Origin of the sequence: Luteibacter yeojuensis, assembly GCF_000964085.1 — a bacterium.
GTDB lineage: Bacteria > Pseudomonadota > Gammaproteobacteria > Xanthomonadales > Rhodanobacteraceae > Luteibacter > Luteibacter yeojuensis_A.
Map to the genome: position 1 here is coordinate 85,402 of NZ_JZRB01000023.1, position 18,944 is coordinate 104,345.

Below are 18,944 nucleotides of genomic sequence, written 5' to 3' on the forward strand. Positions count from 1 at the left end.
ACGAGTCTCTCCTGGAACTTTGATAAGTGAGCGCCTTGGGTTCATGGCGGCCATGCCTGGCGCGGAGGCTTGGCCGGTCGGTGATGACGCTATCGCTTTTCGCATGAACAAAGTGGGTCTGGGTCTGCAGTTCCTAGGCATCCATTCAGCTGCACATTACATCTCGTTAAGTGACGGCGAAGAACTTGCGACGTGAGCGGTGCGTCGCTATTGGAAATCCCGCGATACCGAACCAAGCGCCGGCAACAGGTCACTGAAATCGAGCAGGCGGTGTGCCACGAGATGGCGCACGCCGTCGATGGCTTGCCATTGCCCGTCGACGGCAAGCAACACGGCATCGAGCAACGCCTGGCGGCAGGCTTCGGCCACCTTGGGGCGCACGATGACATTGACCTGGCCGGTTTCGTCCTCGAGGGTGACGAACGTGATGCCACTGGCGGTTTGCGGGCGTTGCCGCACGGTGACGAGGCCGGCATGGCGCAGCCACGCGCCGTTGCGAACGGCCTCCATTTCCCGCGCGCGGCGCACGCGCCGCGACTGCAAGTTCTTGCGAACCAGTGCCAGTGGGTGGCCGGTTAGCGAAAGGCCGTGCGTGGCGTAGTCGGCGAAAACGTTTTCAGCCTGGGTGGGCGGGCGCAGGGTGGTGCGTTCTTCCGAAACCGCATGGAGCAGGGGCAAGTCGCGTTCGATGCCGGCGCTTTCCCAGCGCGCGCGGTGGCGGTGGCCACTCAGCGTGCGCAGGGCGCCGGCGTCGGCCAGCCGCTCGCGTTCGAAACGGTTGAGGCTGGCCCGGCTGGCCAGGTCGGCCAGGTCGCGCAGCGGTGCCTGCCCACGTGCGGCCGCGATGCGCGCGCCCAGGTCGGCCGAGAGGCCACTGATCATGCGCAGCCCCAGGCGCAAGGCATGGGCGCTGGGTTTTTTCGGCAACGGCTCGAGCGTGCAATCCCACGCGCTGGCGGTGACATCCGGCGGCCGCACTTCCACGCCGTGGCGGCGCAGGTCGGCCACGAGCTGTGCCGGTGCGTAAAAACCCATGGGCTGGCTGTTGAGCAATGCGCAGGTGAACACCGCCGGGTGGTGGCATTTCAGGTATGACGACGCGTACGCGATGAGCGCGAAACCCGCCGCGTGCGATTCGGGGAAACCGTAGCTGCCGAAACCCTGGATCTGGTCGATGATCTGCTGGGTGAACTCCGGCGAGTACTTGTTCTTCGCCATGTTGCGGCGGATCTTCGGCTCGAACTTCTGCAGGCCGCCGCGGCGTTTCCACGCGGCCATGGAGCGGCGCAGTTCATCCGATTCGCCCGGGGAGAAGTCAGCCACCACCTGTAACAGGTGCATCACCTGTTCCTGGAAGATGGGCACGCCCAGCGTGCGCTCCAGCACAGGGCGCACGTCGTGTTCGTAGACGATGCTTTCGGGCGGCAGTTTCCGCCGTTGCAGGTAGGGGTGCACCATGCCGCCCTGGATGGGGCCGGGGCGCACGATGGCCACCTGGATCACCAGGTCGTAGTACCGCGCCGGGCGCAGGCGCGGCAGCATCGACATCTGCGCGCGCGATTCGATCTGGAAGACACCGACGGTATCGGCCGCCTGGATCATGGCGTAGGTGCCGGGGTCGTCCATGGGGATGTCGGCAAGGCGGCGGTAATCCGGGCCATCGTGCAGGCGCAGCAGGTCGATGGCCTTGCGCATGCAGGTGAGCATGCCCAGTGCCAGGCAATCCACCTTCAGCAGCTTCATGGTTTCCAGGTCATCCTTGTCCCACTGGATGATGGTGCGCTCGTCCATGGCCGCGTTTTCCACGGGCACCAGGTGGTGCAGGGGTGTATCGGAAATGACGAAGCCGCCCACGTGCTGGGAAAGATGCCGCGGCATGCCGTTGAGTTCCTCCACCAGCACCACGAGCTGGCGGATGGTGCGGCTGGCGATGTCAAAGCCGCGCTCGGCCAGGCGCACCGTGATGGGCACCTCGCCGTGCGCATGCGAATACGCGCGGCTGAGCTGGTCGAGCTGATCCTCGGACAGGCCCAGCGCACGGCCCACGTCGCGCGCGGCACTCTTGCGCCGGTAGCTGATGACGGTGGCGGCCAGCGCGGCGCGTTCGCGGCCGTATTTGTTGAAGACGTATTGCAGCACCTCCTCGCGGCGCTCGTGTTCGAAATCCACGTCGATGTCGGGCGGCTCGTCGCGCTCGATTGAGATGAAACGCTCGAACAGCGTGCTGGTCTGGTCGGGGTTCACCTCGGTGATGCCGAGGCAGAAGCACACCACCGAGTTGGCGGCCGAGCCACGGCCCTGGCAGAGGATCTGCTTCGAGCGCGCGAAGCGGACGATGTCGTGCACGGTGAGGAAGAATGCCTCGTACCGCATGGTGGCGACGAGGGCGAGTTCTTTCTCGATGCGCTCGGGCAGCGTGGAGGGAATGCCTTCCGGCCAGCGCGTGGCCGCGCCTTCCCATGTCAGCTGGCGCAGGTAGCCGGTGGCGTCCATGCCCTCGGGCACCAGTTCGCGCGGGTACACATAGTTGATGCCGCGGATATCGAAGCCGGTACAGCGTGCGGCCACCACCTGGGTCTCGGCGAGAAGATCCGGGGGATGGATGCGGGCCAGGGTGTCGCGCCGGCGCAGGTGGCGCTCGCCGTTGGGGAACAGTGCCGCGCCCGCGTCGGCGAGTGGGCGGTTGACGCGGATGGCGGTCATCACATCCTGCAGTGCGCGGCGGCGGCGCAGGTGCATGTGCACGTCGCCGGCGGCGACGCAGGGCAGGGCATGCCGCGCGCCGAGTTCGCGCAGCGCGGCCAGCTCGGCGTCGTCGTGCTGGCCGCGGTGCAGTTCCACGGCCAGCCAGGCGCGGCCGGCGAAATGGCGCGCCACCCAGGCGGCGCGTTCATCATGCGTGGCTTCGCTGGTGGCCTGCCAGGGGCCGGGCGCCCATAGCAGGCACAGGCCTTCGGCGAGGGTTTCCAGGTCGGCGCGGTGGATAACGTAGTGGCCCTTGCGTGCACGGCGCCGCGCGAGCGTGATGAGGCGGCACAGCTCGGTGTAGCCGGCCTGGTTTTCCACGAGCAACACCACCACGGTGCCATCGGCGAGGCGGAATTCGCTGCCGACGATGAGCGGCAGCGCCATCTCCAGCGAGGCCTCCAGTGCGCGGACAATGCCCGACAGCGAACACTCGTCGGTGATGGCCAGTGCCGTGTAGCCCAGTTCCTTCGCGCGGTCGAACAGTTCGCGCGCGCTCGATGCGCCGCGCTGGAAGCTGAAATCGCTTAGCGCGTGCAGTTCGGCGTAGGCGGGGATGGCGACATCGCCGTCGTTGGCCGGGAGCTCAGGCGAACCAGCCATGCAGCATCCACCCATCGAGCGTGCCTGGCGGCAGGTAGGCCCAGGCCTGCTGGCCGTTCACCGTGCGCACGATGTAGTAATCGCGGCGCGTGTCGGCGCCATCCCACCAGCCGCTTTCGATGCGCTCCGGGCCGGCCAGCACGGCGACCGGCTCGGGGCGCATGGGCTGCGGGCGTGGCAGCAGCCACAGCGGCCGGCGGCCGCGCGGCAGGCCGGTGGTGGCCGTGGGCACGCCATAGCGCGACGCGCGTTCCGGCCGGTGGTCGTTCACCACCATGAGCTGGCGCAGCGCGGCATCGCCCAGCCGCGCGCGCAGGCGCTCGTCGAGCGTGGGCCAGTCGAGGCCATCGCCGCGGATGGGCTCGAACAGATCGCGCACCGGCGGCCGGAACACCGGCAGTTCATCGGCGTGCAGCTCGATGGCGCGCGCGGGCGCCGGCAGCGTGGCGCGTTCCAGGCGCGTGCGTGCCAGTTCGAACAGGCGCTCGGCATCGCGTTGCGGCGCGGCCATGGCCACGGTGATGCGCGTGGTTTCGCCCCGGGCGTGTTCCAGCGTGAGCGTGAAACGCTGCACGCCGCCATCGCGCGCCGCCAGCAGGTTGGCCAGCGCACGGGTGAGCCGGCGCAGGGGGAACAGCAGCGGCTGGCTGCCGTCGAGCTCCGCGTCGAACTCGATCTTCTGCAGGAAGCTGGCGGGTGGCTGCCACGCGGGTAGCGCATCGGCAGCCTGCCCACGGATGCGGTCGAGCCAGCTCACGCCCGCGCGGCCGATGCGCCGGGTGAGTTCGGGGCGGGGCAGGCGGAACACGTCGTCGAGCCGGCGGAAACCCATGGCGTGCAGGCCGCTGATGGCGGTGGCGGGCAGGCCACTCTGCGTGAGCGGCAGGGCGCCCAGCATGCGGACAACGCCTTGCCGCTCGGGGATGACCATGCCATCGGCCGTGGCGGCGAAGACCCAGGAGGCCGAAGCGAACGGCGTGGCGGCCAGCGTATGCGGGTGGCCCTGTTCCACGAGCCCCCCTCGGACGCGGTCGGCGAGCACGGGCCAGCCATCGAACAGGCGCAGGCTGGCGCCTACCTCCATGAGGATGGCGTTGGGCGGCACGAGGCTTACATGGCCGCTGAACTGGTAACACCAGGCGGCGAGCTCGGCGAGAAGGCGTTTCTCGGCCTCGCGGTCGCGAGGGCGTACCTCGAGCGCGGGGCATAACGCGCGTGCGGCCGCGATGCTCTGCCCACGACGCACGCCCTGGGCGCGGGCGTCATCGTTGGCGGTGGCGATCAGCCGCTGGCGGGCGTGGGTATCGAGGAGGGCGGAGGGGCCTGCCTCCGGTGCCACGGCGAAGGCGGCGGAGAACGCCAGGCCGGGAAAACGGAGACAGGCCCAAAGCATGGCTGCGATGACGTGGCAAAAAAGAGGCGCCCGGCATGGTGGCGGATGAGGGACGACACCATGCCGGGCCTGCCTCAGGCCCGCATGCGCAGCAGCGGAGCGGTGGTGGTCAGCAGGCCACGCGACTTGAGGACATCCACGTAGGTGGCCTCGTCGCTGTTGCTGACCTTGAGACGGAGGGCGGCCGGGCTGTTTTCCGCGGCGTGCCCGGCGGAGCGGAACACCATGGCGCAGGCATCGCCGCTTTCGGCCGCGAGCTGCAGGCGGCGCAGGCTGCGGTAGTCGATATCCGGCAACCAGCCGACGACGGCGCCACAGCAGCCGGAGCGCAGGCACTGTTCCATGCTCCACGCGGCCTCGGTGGAACCGGCGTGGATTTCGTGCAGGAAGCGGAGGTCGACGCCGGCCGCGGCGAGCGCGGGGGCATAGGGCTGGTACGGCGGCGCCACGAAGATGACGCGGCGATGCTCCTGGGTGAGCGCGGCGAGCGCAGGCATGACCAGGTCGAGCTCACCCAGGCCATCGTGTTCGAACAGGATTTCGCTGACGGCGCCCTGCGGCCAGCCGCCACCGGGCAGGCGGCCATCGAGCGAGGCCCAGCCCGTGGACAGCGCGCGCACGCGCGGCTGGCGATCGGCCGAACGGCGCCAGATACCGGGATGATCCAGGACCTGGGCCAGGTTGGAGGTAGCGGAGGCGATGGCATTCATGGCTCAGGTCCTGCGGATGATGCCGACGTAACGGCCTTCGATGGCGAAGGCGTGGCGGCGGGGGTCGACTTCGATGGGCCGGAAATCCGGGTTCTCTGGCAGCAGCAGGAGGCGATCGCGCTCGTGCCTGAGGCGCTTCACCGTCACTTCGTCGTCGAGGCGGGCGACGACGATCTGGCCATCGTTGGCGGTGGCCGTGCGGTGCACGGCCAGGAGATCGCCATCGAGGATGCCGACATCGCGCATGCTCATGCCCACGACGCGCAGGAGGTAATCGGCCCGGGGGTGGAACATGGCCGGGTCGATTTCCAGTTGCGATTCGATGTTCTCTTCCGCCAGGATCGGCGAACCGGCGGCGACACGGCCGATGAGCGGCAGCTCGTTGAGCGTGGCGGCGCGGATGGCGGCGACGTTGCCCGAGGGCAGGCGCAGGCCGCGATGTTGCGGCGAGCGCTCCAGCACGCCCTTGCGCACCAGCGACTCCACGCAGGCCTGCGCGGAGCTGTGGCTGGGGAAGCCCAGGGCATCGGCGATCTCGCGCAGCGTGGGGGGCAGGCCTTCGGTCTGCAGGTATTCCCGCAGGAAGTCGAGGGTCTTCTGCTGTCGCTCGGTGAGGTTCGGCGTCGTCATGTGTACATTTGTACATAACGCCGGGGCGGTGTGCAAGTGGCTCAGGTGGCTACGGTCATTCTCAAATGAGGAAGGCCTACAAAGCCCCGGAAATATCGAGGAATTTTCCTACGCGACGTGAGGGCGAAGGCCTATCGAAGTGGGGTGCGGAAACCGGGAAGCTAGGCCTGTTGCCACCCGACGGAGCCTTTCATGCCATGAGCGTCATGCCACCCGACCCCATTCATCTCGCCGATCCCGCCATCGGCCACCATGCCCCCCTCGATGCCCGCGTCAGCAAGCTGGAAACCGCTATGGACTACGTCCGCGACGATATCCGCAACCTCCGCCTCGAGCTGCGGGATACCCGCAACGAACTCCGCGGTGAAATCCACGATGTCCGCACCGACGTGCGGCTTGTCCTGGGCTCCCTCATCACGGTTGGCCTCGGCCTGGCCGGCATGATGGCCAAGGGTTTCCACTGGCTGTGAGGCACGCAGTGGAGGTTGCACGTTTGTGCACGTTTACGTACATTGATGCGTATTCTTTGCCTCCACGGAATCCGCATGAACCCCACGCGAGCCACGCGGCTTATCTTTTTGCTCTCCGGCGTCGGCATGGCCAGTTGGGCACCCATGGTGCCGTATGCCAAGGCCCGCCTCGGCCTCGACGACGGCACCCTGGGCCTGGTGCTGCTGTGCATGGGCTGTGGCGCGGCCGCCGCCATGCCGCTCGCAGGCTTCCTCACCCACCGCTTTGGCAATCGTGACGTCATTGGCGTCAGTGGCCTCATGGTGTGCCTCGCCTTGCCCCTGCTCACCCTGGCACCGGATGCCTGGGCCCTGGCTGGCGCGCTCCTGTTCTTCGGTGCCGCGCTGGGTGTCGTCGATGTCTCCATGAACGCCCATGCCGTGGACGTGGAGAAGCTCCGCGGCAAGCCCATGATGTCGGGCTTCCATGGCCTGTTCAGCGTGGGTGGCCTGGTCGGCTCCGCGGGCATGGCCGCCCTGCTCAAGGCCGGCGCACCACTCACGGGCAGTGCCATCGCCGTGTCGCTCGCGCTGCTCGTCATCGTGCTCACGCAGTGGCGGCACTTCCTTGTGCGGCATGAAGAAGCCCAGGCCGCATCGCGCGCGCCGTTCCGCATGCCGGGGGGCGCCGTCTTCCTGCTGGGCTTCCTGTGCATGGTGGTGTTCCTCGCCGAAGGCTCCATGCTCGACTGGAGTGCCGTGTTCCTGCGCTTCTCGCGTGGCTTCGACGCCTCGTCGGCCGGCCTTGGCTATGCGGCGTTTTCCATCGCCATGGCGGCCTGCCGCCTCATGGGCGATCGCATCACGGCGCATGTCGGCCCCGTCGCCATCGTCCGCGGCGGCAGCCTCATCGCGGCCGCCGGCTTCCTCGCCGCCACGCTCATCCCATGGGGGCCGGCCGCGCTGCTCGGCTTCGTGCTGGTGGGCATCGGCGCATCCAACATCGTGCCCGTGCTGTTCAGCGCGGCGGGCCGCCTCGGCGGTGCCTCGCCCGGTGTCGCCATCGCCATCGTCACGGCGCTGGGCTACGCCGGCATGCTGGCCGGCCCGGCAGGTATTGGCTTCGTGGCCCATCTCAGTACGCTTTCCATCGCGCTGACCGGCGTCGCCGGCCTGCTCGTCATCGTTTCCCTTTGCGCGTCCATTGCGCGCCGCTGACCGGAGTCTTCCTATGTATGCCAAGCGTGACGTGGTGATCTTCGATTTCGGTGGCGTGCTCGTCGACTGGAACCCGCGCTACCTCTACCGCAAGCTTTTCGGCGACGACGAAGCCGCCATGGAACGGTTCCTTGCCGAGGTCACCACGCCGGAGTGGAACCTGCGGCAGGATGCCGGCCGCCCGTGGGAGGAAGCCCTGGCCGAGCTCACGGCGGAGCACCCGCACCATGCCGAGCTCATCGCCGCGTTCCACGAGCGCTGGGAAGAGACGCTCAGGGGCCCGATCGACGACAGCATCACCATCCTGCACGACCTGAAGAAGGCCGGGCACCCGCTCTATGGCCTCACCAACTGGTCGGGCGAGACGTTTCCCATCGCCCGCAAGCGCTACGACTTCTTCAGCTGGTTCGATGGCATCGTGGTATCGGGCGACGAGGGCATGATCAAGCCCGACCCGAAACTCTACGAGACGCTGCTCGAGCGCTACGACATCGATGCGAAGCGCGCCGTGTTCATCGACGACAACAAGGCCAATGTCGATGCCGCCCATGCGCTGGGCATCCACGGCATCCATTTCCATTCGCCCGCGCAGCTGCGCGCCGATCTCGTCGCCCTCGGGTTCCTGCCCAAGTGAACGCGCCGGAATCCACGCTGCCGCGCGAGCGCCAGCACATCATCCTCGAGCGCCTGCGCCGCGAGGGGAAGGTCGTGGCCGCCGACCTCGCGCAGGAGTTCCGGGTGTCGGAGGATTCCATCCGCCGCGACCTGCGTGACCTCGCATCGCAAGGCCTGTGCCGCCGCGTCTATGGCGGTGCGCTGCTCGCACCGCATGTCGCGCCGCTGGGCGAGCGCCACAACGAGCGCGCCGAACTCAAGCGCAACCTGGGCCGGGTCGCGGCGTCGCTGGTGGGGGAGGGGCAGATCCTGTTCATCGACGCGGGCTCGACCAACACCGCGCTGGCCAAGGCCTTGCCAGACCATCGCGGGCTCACCGTGGTGACGAACGCGCCCGACGTGGCCGTGGCCGTGCTGGGCCGCCCGGGCTTCGACGTGGTGTTGCTGGGTGGCAAGCTCGACCCGCGCATCGGTGGTGCCATCGGCTCGCGCACGTTGCGCCAGGCGCAGGATATCCGCGCGGATTTCTGTTTCCCCGGCGTGTGCGCCATCGACCCGCGCACGGGCCTGTGGACCATCGACGAAGAAGAAACGATGTTCAAGCAGGCGATCATCGAGGCCAGCGGCGAAACGGTGGCCATCGCCACGCCCGATAAACTGCGGGCTTCGGCCACGCACCACACGGCGCCGATCAGTGCCGTGACGCACCTGGTGGTGGCGGCCGATACGGAGTGGGAACTGACGGACGCATACCGCGCCGCCGGCGTGGCAGTGCATCTGTAACCCCAAAAACCATGTGGGAGCGTGCTTGCACGCGATGGGGCTTGCCGTAGCGCCCATCGCGCGCAAGCGCGCTCCCACGTTTTTCCAGCCGTTCCCTGGTTAGCCGGCTTTCTTCTTCGCCAGGCGCAGCCAGGTGTCGACGACGGTATCGGGGTTGAGCGACACCGATTCGATGCCCTGTTCCATCAGCCACTCGGCCAGGTCGGGGTGATCGGACGGGCCCTGGCCGCAGATGCCCACGTACTTGCCCTTTTCGCGGGCCGTCTTGATGGCCAGCGCCAGCAGCTTCTTCACCGCCGGGTCGCGTTCGTCGAACAGGTTGGCCACGATGCTCGAATCGCGGTCGAGCCCCAGGGTGAGCTGGGTGAGATCGTTCGAGCCGATCGAGAAGCCGTCGAAGATATCGAGGAACTCGTCCGCCAGCAGCGCGTTGGACGGCACCTCGCACATCATGATCACCTTCAGGTCGTTCTCGCCCTGCACGAGGTGGTTGTTGCGCAGCACCTCGATGACCTTGCGGCCCTCGTCGAGCGTGCGGACGAACGGGATCATGACCCACACGTTGTCGAGGCCCATGGCCTCGCGTACGTGCTTGACGGCCTTGCACTCCAGCGCGAACGACTCGGCGAAATCGGCCGAGACATAGCGGCTGGCGCCGCGGTAGCCGATCATCGGGTTCTCTTCGTGCGGCTCGTAGCGCGAGCCGCCGAGCAGGCCGGCGTATTCGTTTGACTTGAAATCGGACAGGCGCACGATGACCGGCTTGGGGTAAACCGAGGCCGCGATGGTGGCGATGCCCTCGGCCAGGCGGTCGGTATAGAACGAGACCGGATCCTTGTAGCCGGCGATGCGCGCATCGATGCGGGCTTTCGTCTCGGGATCCTGCTTCGCGTATTCCAGCAGGGCCTTGGGGTGCACGCCGATGTGGCTGGCGATGATCATCTCGAGGCGGGCGAGGCCGATGCCGGCGTTCGGCAGCATGCCGAAGTCGAAGGCGCGCTCGGGGTTGGCCACGTTCATCATGATCTTGAGCGGCGCCTCAGGCATGGCGCCCAGGTCGGCGGTGATCTTGTCGAACTTGAGCAGGCCCTCGTAGATGGTGCCGGTATCGCCCTCGGCGCACGAGACCGTCACTTCGGCGCCATCGGGGATCGATTCCAGCGCGTTGCCGCAACCCACCACCGCCGGCACGCCCAGCTCGCGGGCGATGATGGCGGCGTGGCAGGTACGGCCGCCACGGTTGGTGACGATGGCCGCGGCGCGCTTCATCACCGGCTCCCAATCGGGGTCGGTCATGTCGGCGACAAGGACATCGCCCGGCTGCACCTTGTTCATGTCGGCCAGCGACTTGATGACGCGTGCCTTGCCCGAGCCGATCTTCTGGCCGATGGCGCGGCCCTGCACCAGTACCTTGCCCTTTTCATTGAGCTGGAAGCGCTCGAGCGTGGTGGCGTGCGAGCGCGACTTCACGGTCTCGGGGCGGGCCTGCACGATGTAGAGCTTGCCGGTGTTGCCGTCCTTCGCCCATTCGATATCCATGGGGCGGCCGTAGTGCTTCTCGATGATGAGGGCCTGGCGGGCGAGCTCCTCGACGTCGGCATCGGCGATGCAGAACTGGTGGCGCAGCGTGGAGGGGGTCTCCTCGATACGGACGCGCTCGCCCGGTTGGTCGGAATACACCATGCGCTGCTGCTTGGCGCCCAGGCTGCGGCGGAGCACGGCCGGCTTGCCCGCGTTGAGCGTGGGCTTGAACACGTAGAACTCGTCGGGGTTGACGGCACCCTGGACCACCATCTCGCCCAGGCCGTACGAGCCGGTGACGAAGACCACGTCGCGGAAGCCGGATTCGGTGTCGAGCGTGAACAGCACGCCCGATGCGCCCACGTCGGAGCGAACCATGAGCTGCACGCCGGCGGAGAGGAACACGTCCTCGTGCTTGAAGCCCTGGTGCACGCGGTAGGCGATGGCGCGGTCGTTGTAGAGCGAGGCGAAGACCTCCTTCACCTTGTGCAGCACGTCGTCGATGCCGACCACGTTGAGGAAGGTTTCCTGCTGGCCGGCGAACGAGGCGTCGGGCAGGTCCTCGGCGGTGGCGGAGGAGCGGACGGCCACGGCGATATCGGTGGCGCCGGCATCGTTGCAGAGCTTGGCGTAGGCGTCGCGGATGGCCTGCTCGAGGTCGGCGGGCAGGGCGGTGTCGACGATCCAGCCGCGGATCTCCTTGCCGCCGCGGGTGAGCTCATCGACATCGTCGACATCGAGCGTGGCCAGGCGTTCCTGGATGCGCTTCGCGAGGCCGCTCTTTTCGAGGTAGGTGCCGAAGGCGTCGGCCGTGGTGGCGAAGCCACCCGGGACCGAGACGCCCAGTTTCGCCAGGTTACCGATCATTTCGCCAAGGGAGGCGTTCTTGCCGCCCACCTTGCCAAGGTCGGTCATGCGTAGCGCGTCGAGCCAAAGTACCAGGTCGCTCAAAGGAAGATCCTCACATCGGTTGGGCGGCGGGCCGCGCTGGTAAAAATCGGCGCATTGTCGCGGTGGTATGGTCCAACAACAAGCGGCGTTGCACAAATTTCCCGGCATTTTGTGGGGTGGATGGTTATGGCGGCGTATTGGTCTTAAGGTGGGAGTCATGGAACCCAGCCCAGGAAACCGTCCGATGCGGCGCACCGTCTTCTTTATTTCCGATTCCACCGGCATCACCGCGGAGACCATCGGCAACAGCATGCTCACCCAGTTCGACGGGGTGGAGTTCGATACCCACCGGCTGCCCTTCATCGACAACCCCGCGAAGGCCGAATCGGCGGCCCTGCGCATCAAGACCAAATACGCCCAGGATGGTCAGCGGCCCATCGTGGTGAACACCATGACCTCAAAGGCCCTTTGCGACATCGTGGCCGGCAGCGGCGCCCTGATGCTGGACGTGTTCGCCCCCTTCATCGACCCGCTGGAGCACGAGCTGGGGGTGAAGCAATCGGGCGCGGTCAACCGCTCGCACGGCCTGGTGGATTCGGCCCGCTACGAGGCCCGCATCGAGGCCACCAACTACGCGCTGGCCCACGACGATGGCCTGGACGTGGATTACAACCAGTCCGACGTGGTGCTGGTGGGGGTGTCCCGCTCGGGCAAGACGCCCACGTGCCTTTACATGGCCTTGCATTACGGCGTGTGCGCCGCCAATTACCCCCTCACGGACGACGACCTCGACAAGCTCGAACTGCCCATGCGCCTGCGTCCGTACCGCAGCAGGCTGTTCGGCCTCACGATCGACCCCAACCGCCTGGCCCAGATCCGCGAGCAGCGCCGCCCCGGCAGCCGCTACGCCACGCTGAAGCAGTGCCGCTGGGAGCTGGAGCAGGCGGATCGCCTCATGCGCCGGGAGAACATCCCGGTCCTCAACACGACGCACACCTCGATCGAGGAAATCTCGAGCAAGATCTTCGAGTACCTCGGCATCGAGCGGCACATGTATTAGGAAGAGTGAATGACAGCGATCCTCGAACGGCCAGCCTCGCTCATCCCGGGACGCTTCGAATTCCTGATGGGGCTGTACTCGGAGAACTACCACCGGCTCGCACGGCTGTTCGCGCCGCAGCGGCTGGCGGCGGGCGTGTACCTGTCCGATATCGACGATGGCCTGAACGTGCGCCTGGAGATCCAGGAGAAGCACCCGTACACGCTGGAGCTGGAGCTCACCTACGATTTCGTCGACGAGGCCACGGGCCAGCCTTCGCCCTCGGCGCAGCTGCGCATGTACACCGATGCGCACGTGGCCGAAGCGCTGCATTGCCATCCCGGCCGCAAGCTGTGGCAGGTGCTTGGCCCGTTCCCGCCGGCCGACACGGTGCTGCAGCACCGCCTGCGCATGAACGGCTTCCTCAGCCGCTGGCTGGAGTACCTGGCGGAGCAGGGCCACTCCATAGGCACGCTCGTCCGCGTGTAGGTAGGAGCCCACTTGTGGGCGACATCTTTCGCCCGAAAGCAGCAGGCCCTGTGGCTCTTCCGCGAAAAGCTGTCGCGCGCCAGCGCGCTCCTACAGGGGGAATAGGCGGCACATTGAGCAGCGGCCCATCGGTAAATCCAGGGCAAAAAAAATCCGCCACGTGGGCGGATTCCTTTTGGAAAGTGGCGGAGCGGACGGGACTCGAACCCGCGACCTCCGGCGTGACAGGCCAGCATTCTAACCGACTGAACTACCGCTCCACACAAGTTTTCCAACTTCCAACAACTACCAACTTCTACATCCATTACACTGACCGGCGGACCGGAAAGTGGCGTCCCCACGGGGATTCGAACCCCGGTCGCCACCGTGAAAGGGTGATGTCCTAGGCCTCTAGACGATGGGGACGTACTAGAAGTTGGTGGAGCCAGCCGGGATCGAACCGGCGACCTCCTGCATGCCATGCAGGCGCTCTCCCAGCTGAGCTATGGCCCCCTGCTGGAAGCCGCAAAGATTACGTCCGAACCCCCAATCCGTCAAGCGTTCGTTACACTTTTTTTGAATTTATTTTCGACGAATCGAGAATCACCATGAATGGCGAGCACTTGCGTCATTCGCCTGTTTTTACCGGTTGGTTACGCTTTAACCAGTGCCTGCCAGCAGCGATGTTCTCGCACGTTCGTGCGGGTTAACCTGTCCCCTCATACACACAGGGAATGGCATGCACGGCATCGTTTTCATCCAGGACCTGGCCACCGTCATGCTGGTGGCGGGCCTTACCACGGTGCTGTTCCAGCGCCTGCGCCAGCCCGTGGTGCTCGGCTACATCATCGCCGGCCTGCTCATCGGCCCACACACGTTCCCCTTCATCTTTATCCACGACGAGGGCACCATCCGCACGCTCTCCGAGCTGGGCATGATCCTGCTCCTGTTCGCCCTCGGCCTCGAGTTCAGCCTGAAGAAGCTGCGCGCCGTGGGCGGGGCCGCCCTGGTGGCGGCCTTCGCCGAAATCGTGCTGATGGTGTGGATCGGCTACGAGATCGGCCGGTTCTTTGGCTGGAAGCCCATGGATTCGCTGTTCCTCGGCGCCATGCTGTCGATCTCATCCACCACCATCATCATGAAGGCGCTGGAGGACCTGAACCTCAAGCGCGAGCGCTTCGCCCAGCTGATGTTCGGCATCCTCATCGTCGAGGACCTGCTCGCCATCGTGCTTATGGCGCTGCTCACCGGTATCGCCAGCACGGGTGGCCTCGAGGCGGGGCAGGCGTTCGCCGCCGTGGGCCGCCTGGGCCTGTTCATGGCGGTGTCGCTGGTGGTGGGCCTGCTGTTGGTGCCGCGCGTGGTCGACTACATCGCGCGGGTAAGCCGTAACGACGTGCTGCTCATCGCGGTGCTGGGCATCTGCTTCGGCTTCTGCCTGCTGGTGACCGACCTGGGTTACAGCGTGGCGCTGGGCGCCTTCATGATCGGTGCCATCGTCGCGGAGTCGGAAAGCGTGGCGCGCATCGAGCGCATCATCATGCCGGTGCGCGACATGTTCAGCGCCATCTTCTTCGTGGCCATCGGCATGCTGATCGACCCGGCGCTGCTGGCGCAGTACGCGTGGCCCATCACCATCGTCACCATCGCGGTGGTGGTGGGCAAGGTCGTCACATGCAGCTTTGGCAGCTTCGTGGCGGGTAACGATGGCCGCACCTCGCTGCGGGTGGGCATGGGCCTCGCCCAGATCGGCGAATTCTCGTTCGTCATCGCCACGCTGGGCCTCAGCCTGAAAGTCACCAGCAACTTCCTCTACCCGGTGGCCGTGGCGGTCTCGGCCATCACCACGTTCCTCACGCCGTACCTCATCCGCATGTCCGATCCCCTGGCCAGCGGCCTGTCGCGGGCCTTGCCGGCCCGCGTCACAGGCGTGTTCAGCGCCTACACCGAATGGATGGGCAACCTGGGCCTGCAGGGGCAGGGCGCCATCGTCATGAAGATGATCCGGCGGCTGGTGTGGCACGTCATCATCAACATGGTGCTGGTCATCGCGGTGTTCATCATCACCGCCTTCGCGTATCGCCGCGGGTTCCTGCACGTGGATATCGTCAGCGCCGACCGTGCCGTGCAGCGCAGCCTGGCCTGGTCCATCGCGGCGCTGGTATCGCTGCCCATGGTGGTCGCGGCGTACCGCAAGGCAGAGGCGCTGGGCATGCTGCTGGCCGAGCTGAGCATCCCCGACCGTTTCGGGGCGGGCACCTACCGCATCCGGGCGGTGCTGGGCCGCATCATCCCGGTGGTGGTCATGCTGATCCTGGGCCTGCTGGTGGCCGCGCTGGCCTCGACGATCCTGCCGCCCAGGGAAGTCGCAGCGGTGCTGATACTCATCGGGATCGGCCTTACCTGGCTACTCTGGCGGGTGCTGGTGCAGGTGCACGCACGGCTGCAGGCGGCGCTCAGGGATACCCTGGACAAGCCCGGCCACGGCCACGAGGAGTGACGCCGGCCGCATTTCGCGAAAGGTCCATGAACTTTTCGTATGAAACCTTGTCTCTGCCCCCGTCATTGCAAGCCGGGCGCTAACCACAGCACAATGGCGTTTCGCCTCCGCATGGAGGTGCCACGGCGGCCTCGCCGAATTTCTCAAGAGAGAGGGAGTAACGAATGAAGCACTTTTTGCGTCCCACGATGATGGCCGTCGCCCTGGCGGTTTCGCTGGGTGCGGCCGCGGGCGCATCCGCCCAGGCTGCCAAGCCCGCCGCCAAGCCGGCGGCCGCTGCCGCCTCGGCGCCGGTCGATAAGCAGAAGGCCAGCTATGTCGTGGGTTGGGACCTCGCCAGCTCGCTTCCGCCGCTCGTCGCGCGCGAAGTCGACCCGGCCACCGTCGCGAAGGCTCTCCAGGCCGCCCTGTCCGGCCAGAAGCCGACCATGTCCGAAGCGGATGCCAAGGCCACGCGCGAAGCCTTCGTCGCCCAGCTGAAGGTCAAGGCCGAAGCCGAGTACAACAAGGTGGCGACCGAGAACCAGAAGGAAGGCGCTGACTTCCTGGCCAAGAACAAGTCCGCCGCCGGCGTCAAGACCACGGCCTCGGGCCTGCAGTACCAGGTCGTCCAGGCCGGTACCGGCCAGCGTCCGGGCCCGAACGATACCGTCACCATCAACTACACCGGTACGTTCGTGAACGGCGAGAAGTTCGACGCCTCGGCCGACCACCCGGGTGGCGGCGCGGCCCAGATCCCGCTCGCCGCGGTGATCCCGGGCTTCCGCGAAGGCCTGCAGCTGATGCAGACGGGCGGCAAGTACAAGCTGTTCATCCCGTCGAACATCGCCTACGGTGCCAAGCCCGAGAACGGCTTCCCGCCGAACGCCACGATCATCTTCGACGTCGAGCTGATCAAGACGGGCCCGACCCCGGCCGGCCAGGGTGCCCCGGGCGCCGGCGCCGCCCCGCAGGGTGGCAAGTAAGAAAAACCATGTGGGAGCGCGCTCGCGCGCGAAAAGCCAACGAAGCGGCAAAGCCGCAACGCTGGTGGCCTACATCTAGCACCACGGCAACAAGAGCGAGGGGCGCCCACCGGCGCCCCTCGCTTTTTTTGGCTTACAATCACCGGCTGCGGCGACCCCAACCGCGCCCCACAGGACCTGCATGAAAACCACGATCTTCGGCACGGGCTACGTCGGTCTCGTCACGGGCACCTGCCTTGCCGAGATGGGCAACCATGTCGTGTGCGTCGACGTGGACGCCGGTAAGGTCGGGCGCCTGAAGCAGGGCCACATCCCCATCTACGAGCCCGGCCTCGAGCCCATGGTGCTGCGCAACCATGCCGAGGGCCGCCTTGATTTCACCACCGACGCCGCGCCGGCCATCGCGCATGGCGACGTGGTGTTCATCGCCGTCGGCACGCCCCCCGACGAAGACGGCAGCGCCGACCTGACATACGTCCTCGCGGTGGCGCGCAGCATTGGTGAGCACATCGACCGCTACACCGTCGTCGTGAACAAGTCGACCGTGCCCGTCGGCACGGCCGATCGCGTCCGCGCCGCCATCGCCGAGCGGCTACAGGCGCGTGGCGTCGACGTGCCGTTCGACGTCGTGTCGAATCCTGAATTCCTCAAGGAGGGCGATGCGGTCGAAGACTGCATGCGCCCCGACCGCATCATCGTGGGGGCGTCGAGCCAGCGTGCCATTGGCGTGCTGCGCAAACTGTATGCGCCATTCAACCGCAACCACGACCGCATCGTGGTGATGGACGAGCGCTCCGCGGAACTCACGAAGTACGCGGCCAACGCCATGCTGGCGACGAAGATCAGTTTCATGAACGAGATCGCCAATATCGCGGAGCAGGTGGGTGCCGACGTGGAGCTGGTCCGCCAGGGCATCGGTTCGGATCCGCGCATCGGCTACCACTTCATCTACCCCGGTGCCGGCTACGGTGGTTCGTGCTTCCCGAAGGATGTGCAGGCGCTGGCGCGCACCGCCGCGTCCGTGGGCTACGACGCGAAGCTGCTGAATGCGGTCGAGGCGGTGAACGACGCGCAGAAGTCGCGCCTGTTCGCGCTGCTGTCAAAGCATTTCGACGGCAAGCTCAAGGGCCGCACCATCGCCGTGTGGGGCCTTGCGTTCAAGCCGAACACCGATGACATGCGCGAAGCCTCCAGCCGTCGGCTGATCGAACAGCTGTGGCAGGCGGGCGCCCGCGTGCGCGCGTTCGATCCCGAGGCCGCCGAAGAAACCCGCCGCCTCTACGGCGAGCGCGACGACCTTGTCCTGGTGGCGCGGCCGTACGAAGCGCTGGAGGGGGCGGACGCTCTGGTGATCGTCACCGAGTGGAAGGCGTTCCGCAGCCCGGATTTCGCCCGCGTGAAGGCCATGCTTGGCACCCCCGCCATCATCGACGGCCGCAACCTCTACGACCCGGCCGTGGTCGAGGAGGCGGGCATCGCCTATTACGGCATCGGCCGCGGCCGCAGCCTCGCGGGGCACCGCCATGGGTGATGCCGACGACCGCCTCATGGAACTCGAGGTGCGCCTCGCCTTCATCGACGACACGGTCAACGGCCTGTCGTCGGCGGACGCGGAGATCGCCCGGCGCCTCGACATGCTCGAACGGGCGGTACGCGAAATGCGTTCCGACCTCGCCACCATGCGCGCGGGCCTGGGCGGGGGCGATGCCGCCGCCGAACCCCCGCCGCCGCACTACTGATATTGCCGAAGAGCCTTACCGACCATGGCAGAGTCCCTGCGTGACCAGTTGTTGAAGAGCGGCCTCGTCAAGGAGATCCGCGACGAAGCCCGCAAGAACGCACCCCCTGCGCGCCAGGGCGGCAACCGCCCCCAGGGTGGCAACCGGCCTGGCCAGGGCGGCGGCAAGCCCGGGCAGGGTGGCAACCGCCCGCAAGGTGGCAAGGGGCAGGGTGGCAATCGCCCGCAGGGTGGCAAGGGCAACCCGCAGCGCGCACCGCGCAAGGATGGCGAGATCGACCTCGCCAAGGCCTATGCCATGCGCGCGCAAACCGACGCCGCTGAACGCCGCAAGGCGGAGGCGGAGGCCGCTGAACAGGCCCGCCTGCGCAAAGAGAAGAAGCGCATGGTGGAAGAGCTGCTGAAGGGCAAGGCGCTGAACCTCGCCGAAGCCGACCTCGTCCGCCATTTCCCGTATGGCGAGAAGATCCGCCGCGTGCACGTGGATGCCGCGCAGCTGGCCGCCATCAATGCCGGACAACTGGGCGTGGTGCAGCAAGGCGGCCGCTACCTGGTGGTGGATAGCGCCACCATCGAAGGCCTGCGCGGCCTGGCCCCGGAGTACATCGCGCTGATGGTGGACCCGGACGCGCCGGCCGACCAGGACGACGGGGTGCCCGACGACCTGGTCTGGTAA

The 18,944-nt window shown here is 67.0% G+C and carries 16 protein-coding genes and 3 tRNA genes; 11 read left to right on the forward strand and 8 right to left on the reverse strand.

Going from position 1 to position 18,944, the window contains the following annotated elements:
* Positions 1-207: 207 nt before the first annotated feature.
* The 4 genes from VI08_RS11695 to lexA all read right to left on the reverse strand — a co-directional run bounded on the left by VI08_RS11695 (position 208) and on the right by lexA (position 6,081).
* Complete coding sequence (locus tag VI08_RS11695; protein ID WP_045829768.1) at positions 208-3,348, reverse strand: error-prone DNA polymerase; 3,141 nt, start codon at positions 3,346-3,348, stop codon at positions 208-210.
* On the reverse strand, positions 3,332-4,741 hold the full coding sequence (locus VI08_RS11700) for a Y-family DNA polymerase (protein WP_045829769.1): 1,410 nt from the start codon (positions 4,739-4,741) through the stop codon (positions 3,332-3,334). The genes VI08_RS11695 and VI08_RS11700 overlap by 17 nt, the downstream gene beginning before the upstream one ends.
* A gap of 74 nt (positions 4,742-4,815) precedes the next feature.
* Positions 4,816-5,451: a translesion DNA synthesis-associated protein ImuA gene (imuA, locus tag VI08_RS11705; protein ID WP_045829770.1), complete on the reverse strand. Its 636-nt coding sequence runs from the start codon at positions 5,449-5,451 to the stop codon at positions 4,816-4,818.
* Between the two features lie 3 nt (positions 5,452-5,454).
* The gene (lexA, locus tag VI08_RS11710) at positions 5,455-6,081 is read right to left on the reverse strand and encodes a transcriptional repressor LexA (protein ID WP_045829771.1); all 627 of its coding nucleotides are present in this window, start codon (positions 6,079-6,081) and stop codon (positions 5,455-5,457) included.
* 197 nt (positions 6,082-6,278) lie between these two features.
* Between lexA and VI08_RS11715 the strand changes: the two genes are divergently transcribed.
* From VI08_RS11715 to VI08_RS11730, 4 genes are all read left to right on the forward strand, one after another.
* A complete protein-coding gene (locus VI08_RS11715; RefSeq protein WP_052697848.1) occupies positions 6,279-6,551 on the forward strand; it encodes a hypothetical protein in 273 nt (90 codons plus the stop codon).
* A 75-nt stretch (positions 6,552-6,626) separates the two neighbouring features.
* Positions 6,627-7,748, forward strand: coding sequence for an MFS transporter (locus VI08_RS11720; protein ID WP_084621467.1), 1,122 nt, complete (start codon positions 6,627-6,629; stop codon positions 7,746-7,748).
* A 13-nt stretch (positions 7,749-7,761) separates the two neighbouring features.
* Positions 7,762-8,382, forward strand: coding sequence for an HAD family hydrolase (locus tag VI08_RS11725; RefSeq protein WP_045829773.1), 621 nt, complete (start codon positions 7,762-7,764; stop codon positions 8,380-8,382).
* Positions 8,379-9,146: a DeoR/GlpR family DNA-binding transcription regulator gene (locus tag VI08_RS11730; RefSeq protein ID WP_045829774.1), complete on the forward strand. Its 768-nt coding sequence runs from the start codon at positions 8,379-8,381 to the stop codon at positions 9,144-9,146. The genes VI08_RS11725 and VI08_RS11730 overlap by 4 nt, the downstream gene beginning before the upstream one ends.
* A gap of 99 nt (positions 9,147-9,245) precedes the next feature.
* Here VI08_RS11730 and ppsA read toward each other — a convergent pair whose 3' ends face one another.
* Positions 9,246-11,618, reverse strand: a complete 2,373-nt coding sequence (gene ppsA / locus VI08_RS11735; RefSeq protein ID WP_045829775.1) for a phosphoenolpyruvate synthase — start codon at positions 11,616-11,618, stop codon at positions 9,246-9,248.
* A 184-nt stretch (positions 11,619-11,802) separates the two neighbouring features.
* On the opposite strand from ppsA, the gene ppsR reads away from it, so the two are divergent.
* Positions 11,803-12,618, forward strand: a complete 816-nt coding sequence (gene ppsR, locus VI08_RS11740) for a posphoenolpyruvate synthetase regulatory kinase/phosphorylase PpsR (protein WP_045829776.1) — start codon at positions 11,803-11,805, stop codon at positions 12,616-12,618.
* Positions 12,619-12,627: 9 nt separating this feature from the next.
* Positions 12,628-13,086 (forward strand): DUF1249 domain-containing protein, encoded by a 459-nt coding sequence (locus tag VI08_RS11745; protein WP_045829777.1) that lies wholly within the window; start codon positions 12,628-12,630, stop codon positions 13,084-13,086.
* Between the two features lie 183 nt (positions 13,087-13,269).
* On the opposite strand, the gene VI08_RS11750 is transcribed toward VI08_RS11745, so the two are convergent.
* From VI08_RS11750 to VI08_RS11760, 3 genes are all read right to left on the reverse strand, one after another.
* Positions 13,270-13,346 (reverse strand) — tRNA-Asp (locus VI08_RS11750).
* 69 nt (positions 13,347-13,415) lie between these two features.
* Positions 13,416-13,491, reverse strand: a tRNA-Glu gene (locus VI08_RS11755).
* A gap of 11 nt (positions 13,492-13,502) precedes the next feature.
* A tRNA-Ala gene (locus tag VI08_RS11760) sits at positions 13,503-13,578 on the reverse strand.
* A 226-nt stretch (positions 13,579-13,804) separates the two neighbouring features.
* On the opposite strand from VI08_RS11760, the gene VI08_RS11765 reads away from it, so the two are divergent.
* From VI08_RS11765 to VI08_RS11785, 5 genes are all read left to right on the forward strand, one after another.
* Positions 13,805-15,565 carry a cation:proton antiporter gene (locus tag VI08_RS11765; RefSeq protein WP_045829778.1) on the forward strand — a complete coding sequence of 587 codons (1,761 nt, stop codon included), beginning with the start codon at positions 13,805-13,807 and terminating at the stop codon, positions 15,563-15,565.
* 164 nt (positions 15,566-15,729) lie between these two features.
* On the forward strand, positions 15,730-16,530 hold the full coding sequence (locus VI08_RS11770; protein WP_045829779.1) for an FKBP-type peptidyl-prolyl cis-trans isomerase: 801 nt from the start codon (positions 15,730-15,732) through the stop codon (positions 16,528-16,530).
* Positions 16,531-16,711: 181 nt separating this feature from the next.
* Positions 16,712-18,061 (forward strand): UDP-glucose dehydrogenase family protein, encoded by a 1,350-nt coding sequence (locus tag VI08_RS11775; RefSeq protein ID WP_045829780.1) that lies wholly within the window; start codon positions 16,712-16,714, stop codon positions 18,059-18,061.
* Positions 18,054-18,269: a SlyX family protein gene (locus tag VI08_RS11780; RefSeq protein WP_045829781.1), complete on the forward strand. Its 216-nt coding sequence runs from the start codon at positions 18,054-18,056 to the stop codon at positions 18,267-18,269. The genes VI08_RS11775 and VI08_RS11780 overlap by 8 nt, the downstream gene beginning before the upstream one ends.
* A 24-nt stretch (positions 18,270-18,293) precedes the next feature.
* Positions 18,294-18,944, forward strand: coding sequence for a DUF2058 family protein (locus VI08_RS11785; RefSeq protein WP_045829782.1), 651 nt, complete (start codon positions 18,294-18,296; stop codon positions 18,942-18,944).

Excerpts from the sequence above, each read along its gene's own strand:
- VI08_RS11695 (WP_045829768.1), bottom strand. The coding sequence starts at position 3,348 with ATGGCTGGTTCGCCTGAGCTCCCGGCCAACGACGGCGATGTCGCCATC.
- VI08_RS11700 (WP_045829769.1), bottom strand. The coding sequence starts at position 4,741 with ATGCTTTGGGCCTGTCTCCGTTTTCCCGGCCTGGCGTTCTCCGCCGCC.
- imuA (WP_045829770.1), bottom strand. The coding sequence starts at position 5,451 with ATGAATGCCATCGCCTCCGCTACCTCCAACCTGGCCCAGGTCCTGGAT.
- lexA (WP_045829771.1), bottom strand. The coding sequence starts at position 6,081 with ATGACGACGCCGAACCTCACCGAGCGACAGCAGAAGACCCTCGACTTC.
- VI08_RS11715 (WP_052697848.1), top strand. The coding sequence starts at position 6,279 with ATGAGCGTCATGCCACCCGACCCCATTCATCTCGCCGATCCCGCCATC.
- VI08_RS11720 (WP_084621467.1), top strand. The coding sequence starts at position 6,627 with ATGAACCCCACGCGAGCCACGCGGCTTATCTTTTTGCTCTCCGGCGTC.
- VI08_RS11725 (WP_045829773.1), top strand. The coding sequence starts at position 7,762 with ATGTATGCCAAGCGTGACGTGGTGATCTTCGATTTCGGTGGCGTGCTC.
- ppsR (WP_045829776.1), top strand. The coding sequence starts at position 11,803 with ATGCGGCGCACCGTCTTCTTTATTTCCGATTCCACCGGCATCACCGCG.
- VI08_RS11745 (WP_045829777.1), top strand. The coding sequence starts at position 12,628 with ATGACAGCGATCCTCGAACGGCCAGCCTCGCTCATCCCGGGACGCTTC.
- VI08_RS11765 (WP_045829778.1), top strand. The coding sequence starts at position 13,805 with ATGCACGGCATCGTTTTCATCCAGGACCTGGCCACCGTCATGCTGGTG.
- VI08_RS11770 (WP_045829779.1), top strand. The coding sequence starts at position 15,730 with ATGAAGCACTTTTTGCGTCCCACGATGATGGCCGTCGCCCTGGCGGTT.
- VI08_RS11775 (WP_045829780.1), top strand. The coding sequence starts at position 16,712 with ATGAAAACCACGATCTTCGGCACGGGCTACGTCGGTCTCGTCACGGGC.
- VI08_RS11780 (WP_045829781.1), top strand. The coding sequence starts at position 18,054 with ATGGGTGATGCCGACGACCGCCTCATGGAACTCGAGGTGCGCCTCGCC.
- VI08_RS11785 (WP_045829782.1), top strand. The coding sequence starts at position 18,294 with ATGGCAGAGTCCCTGCGTGACCAGTTGTTGAAGAGCGGCCTCGTCAAG.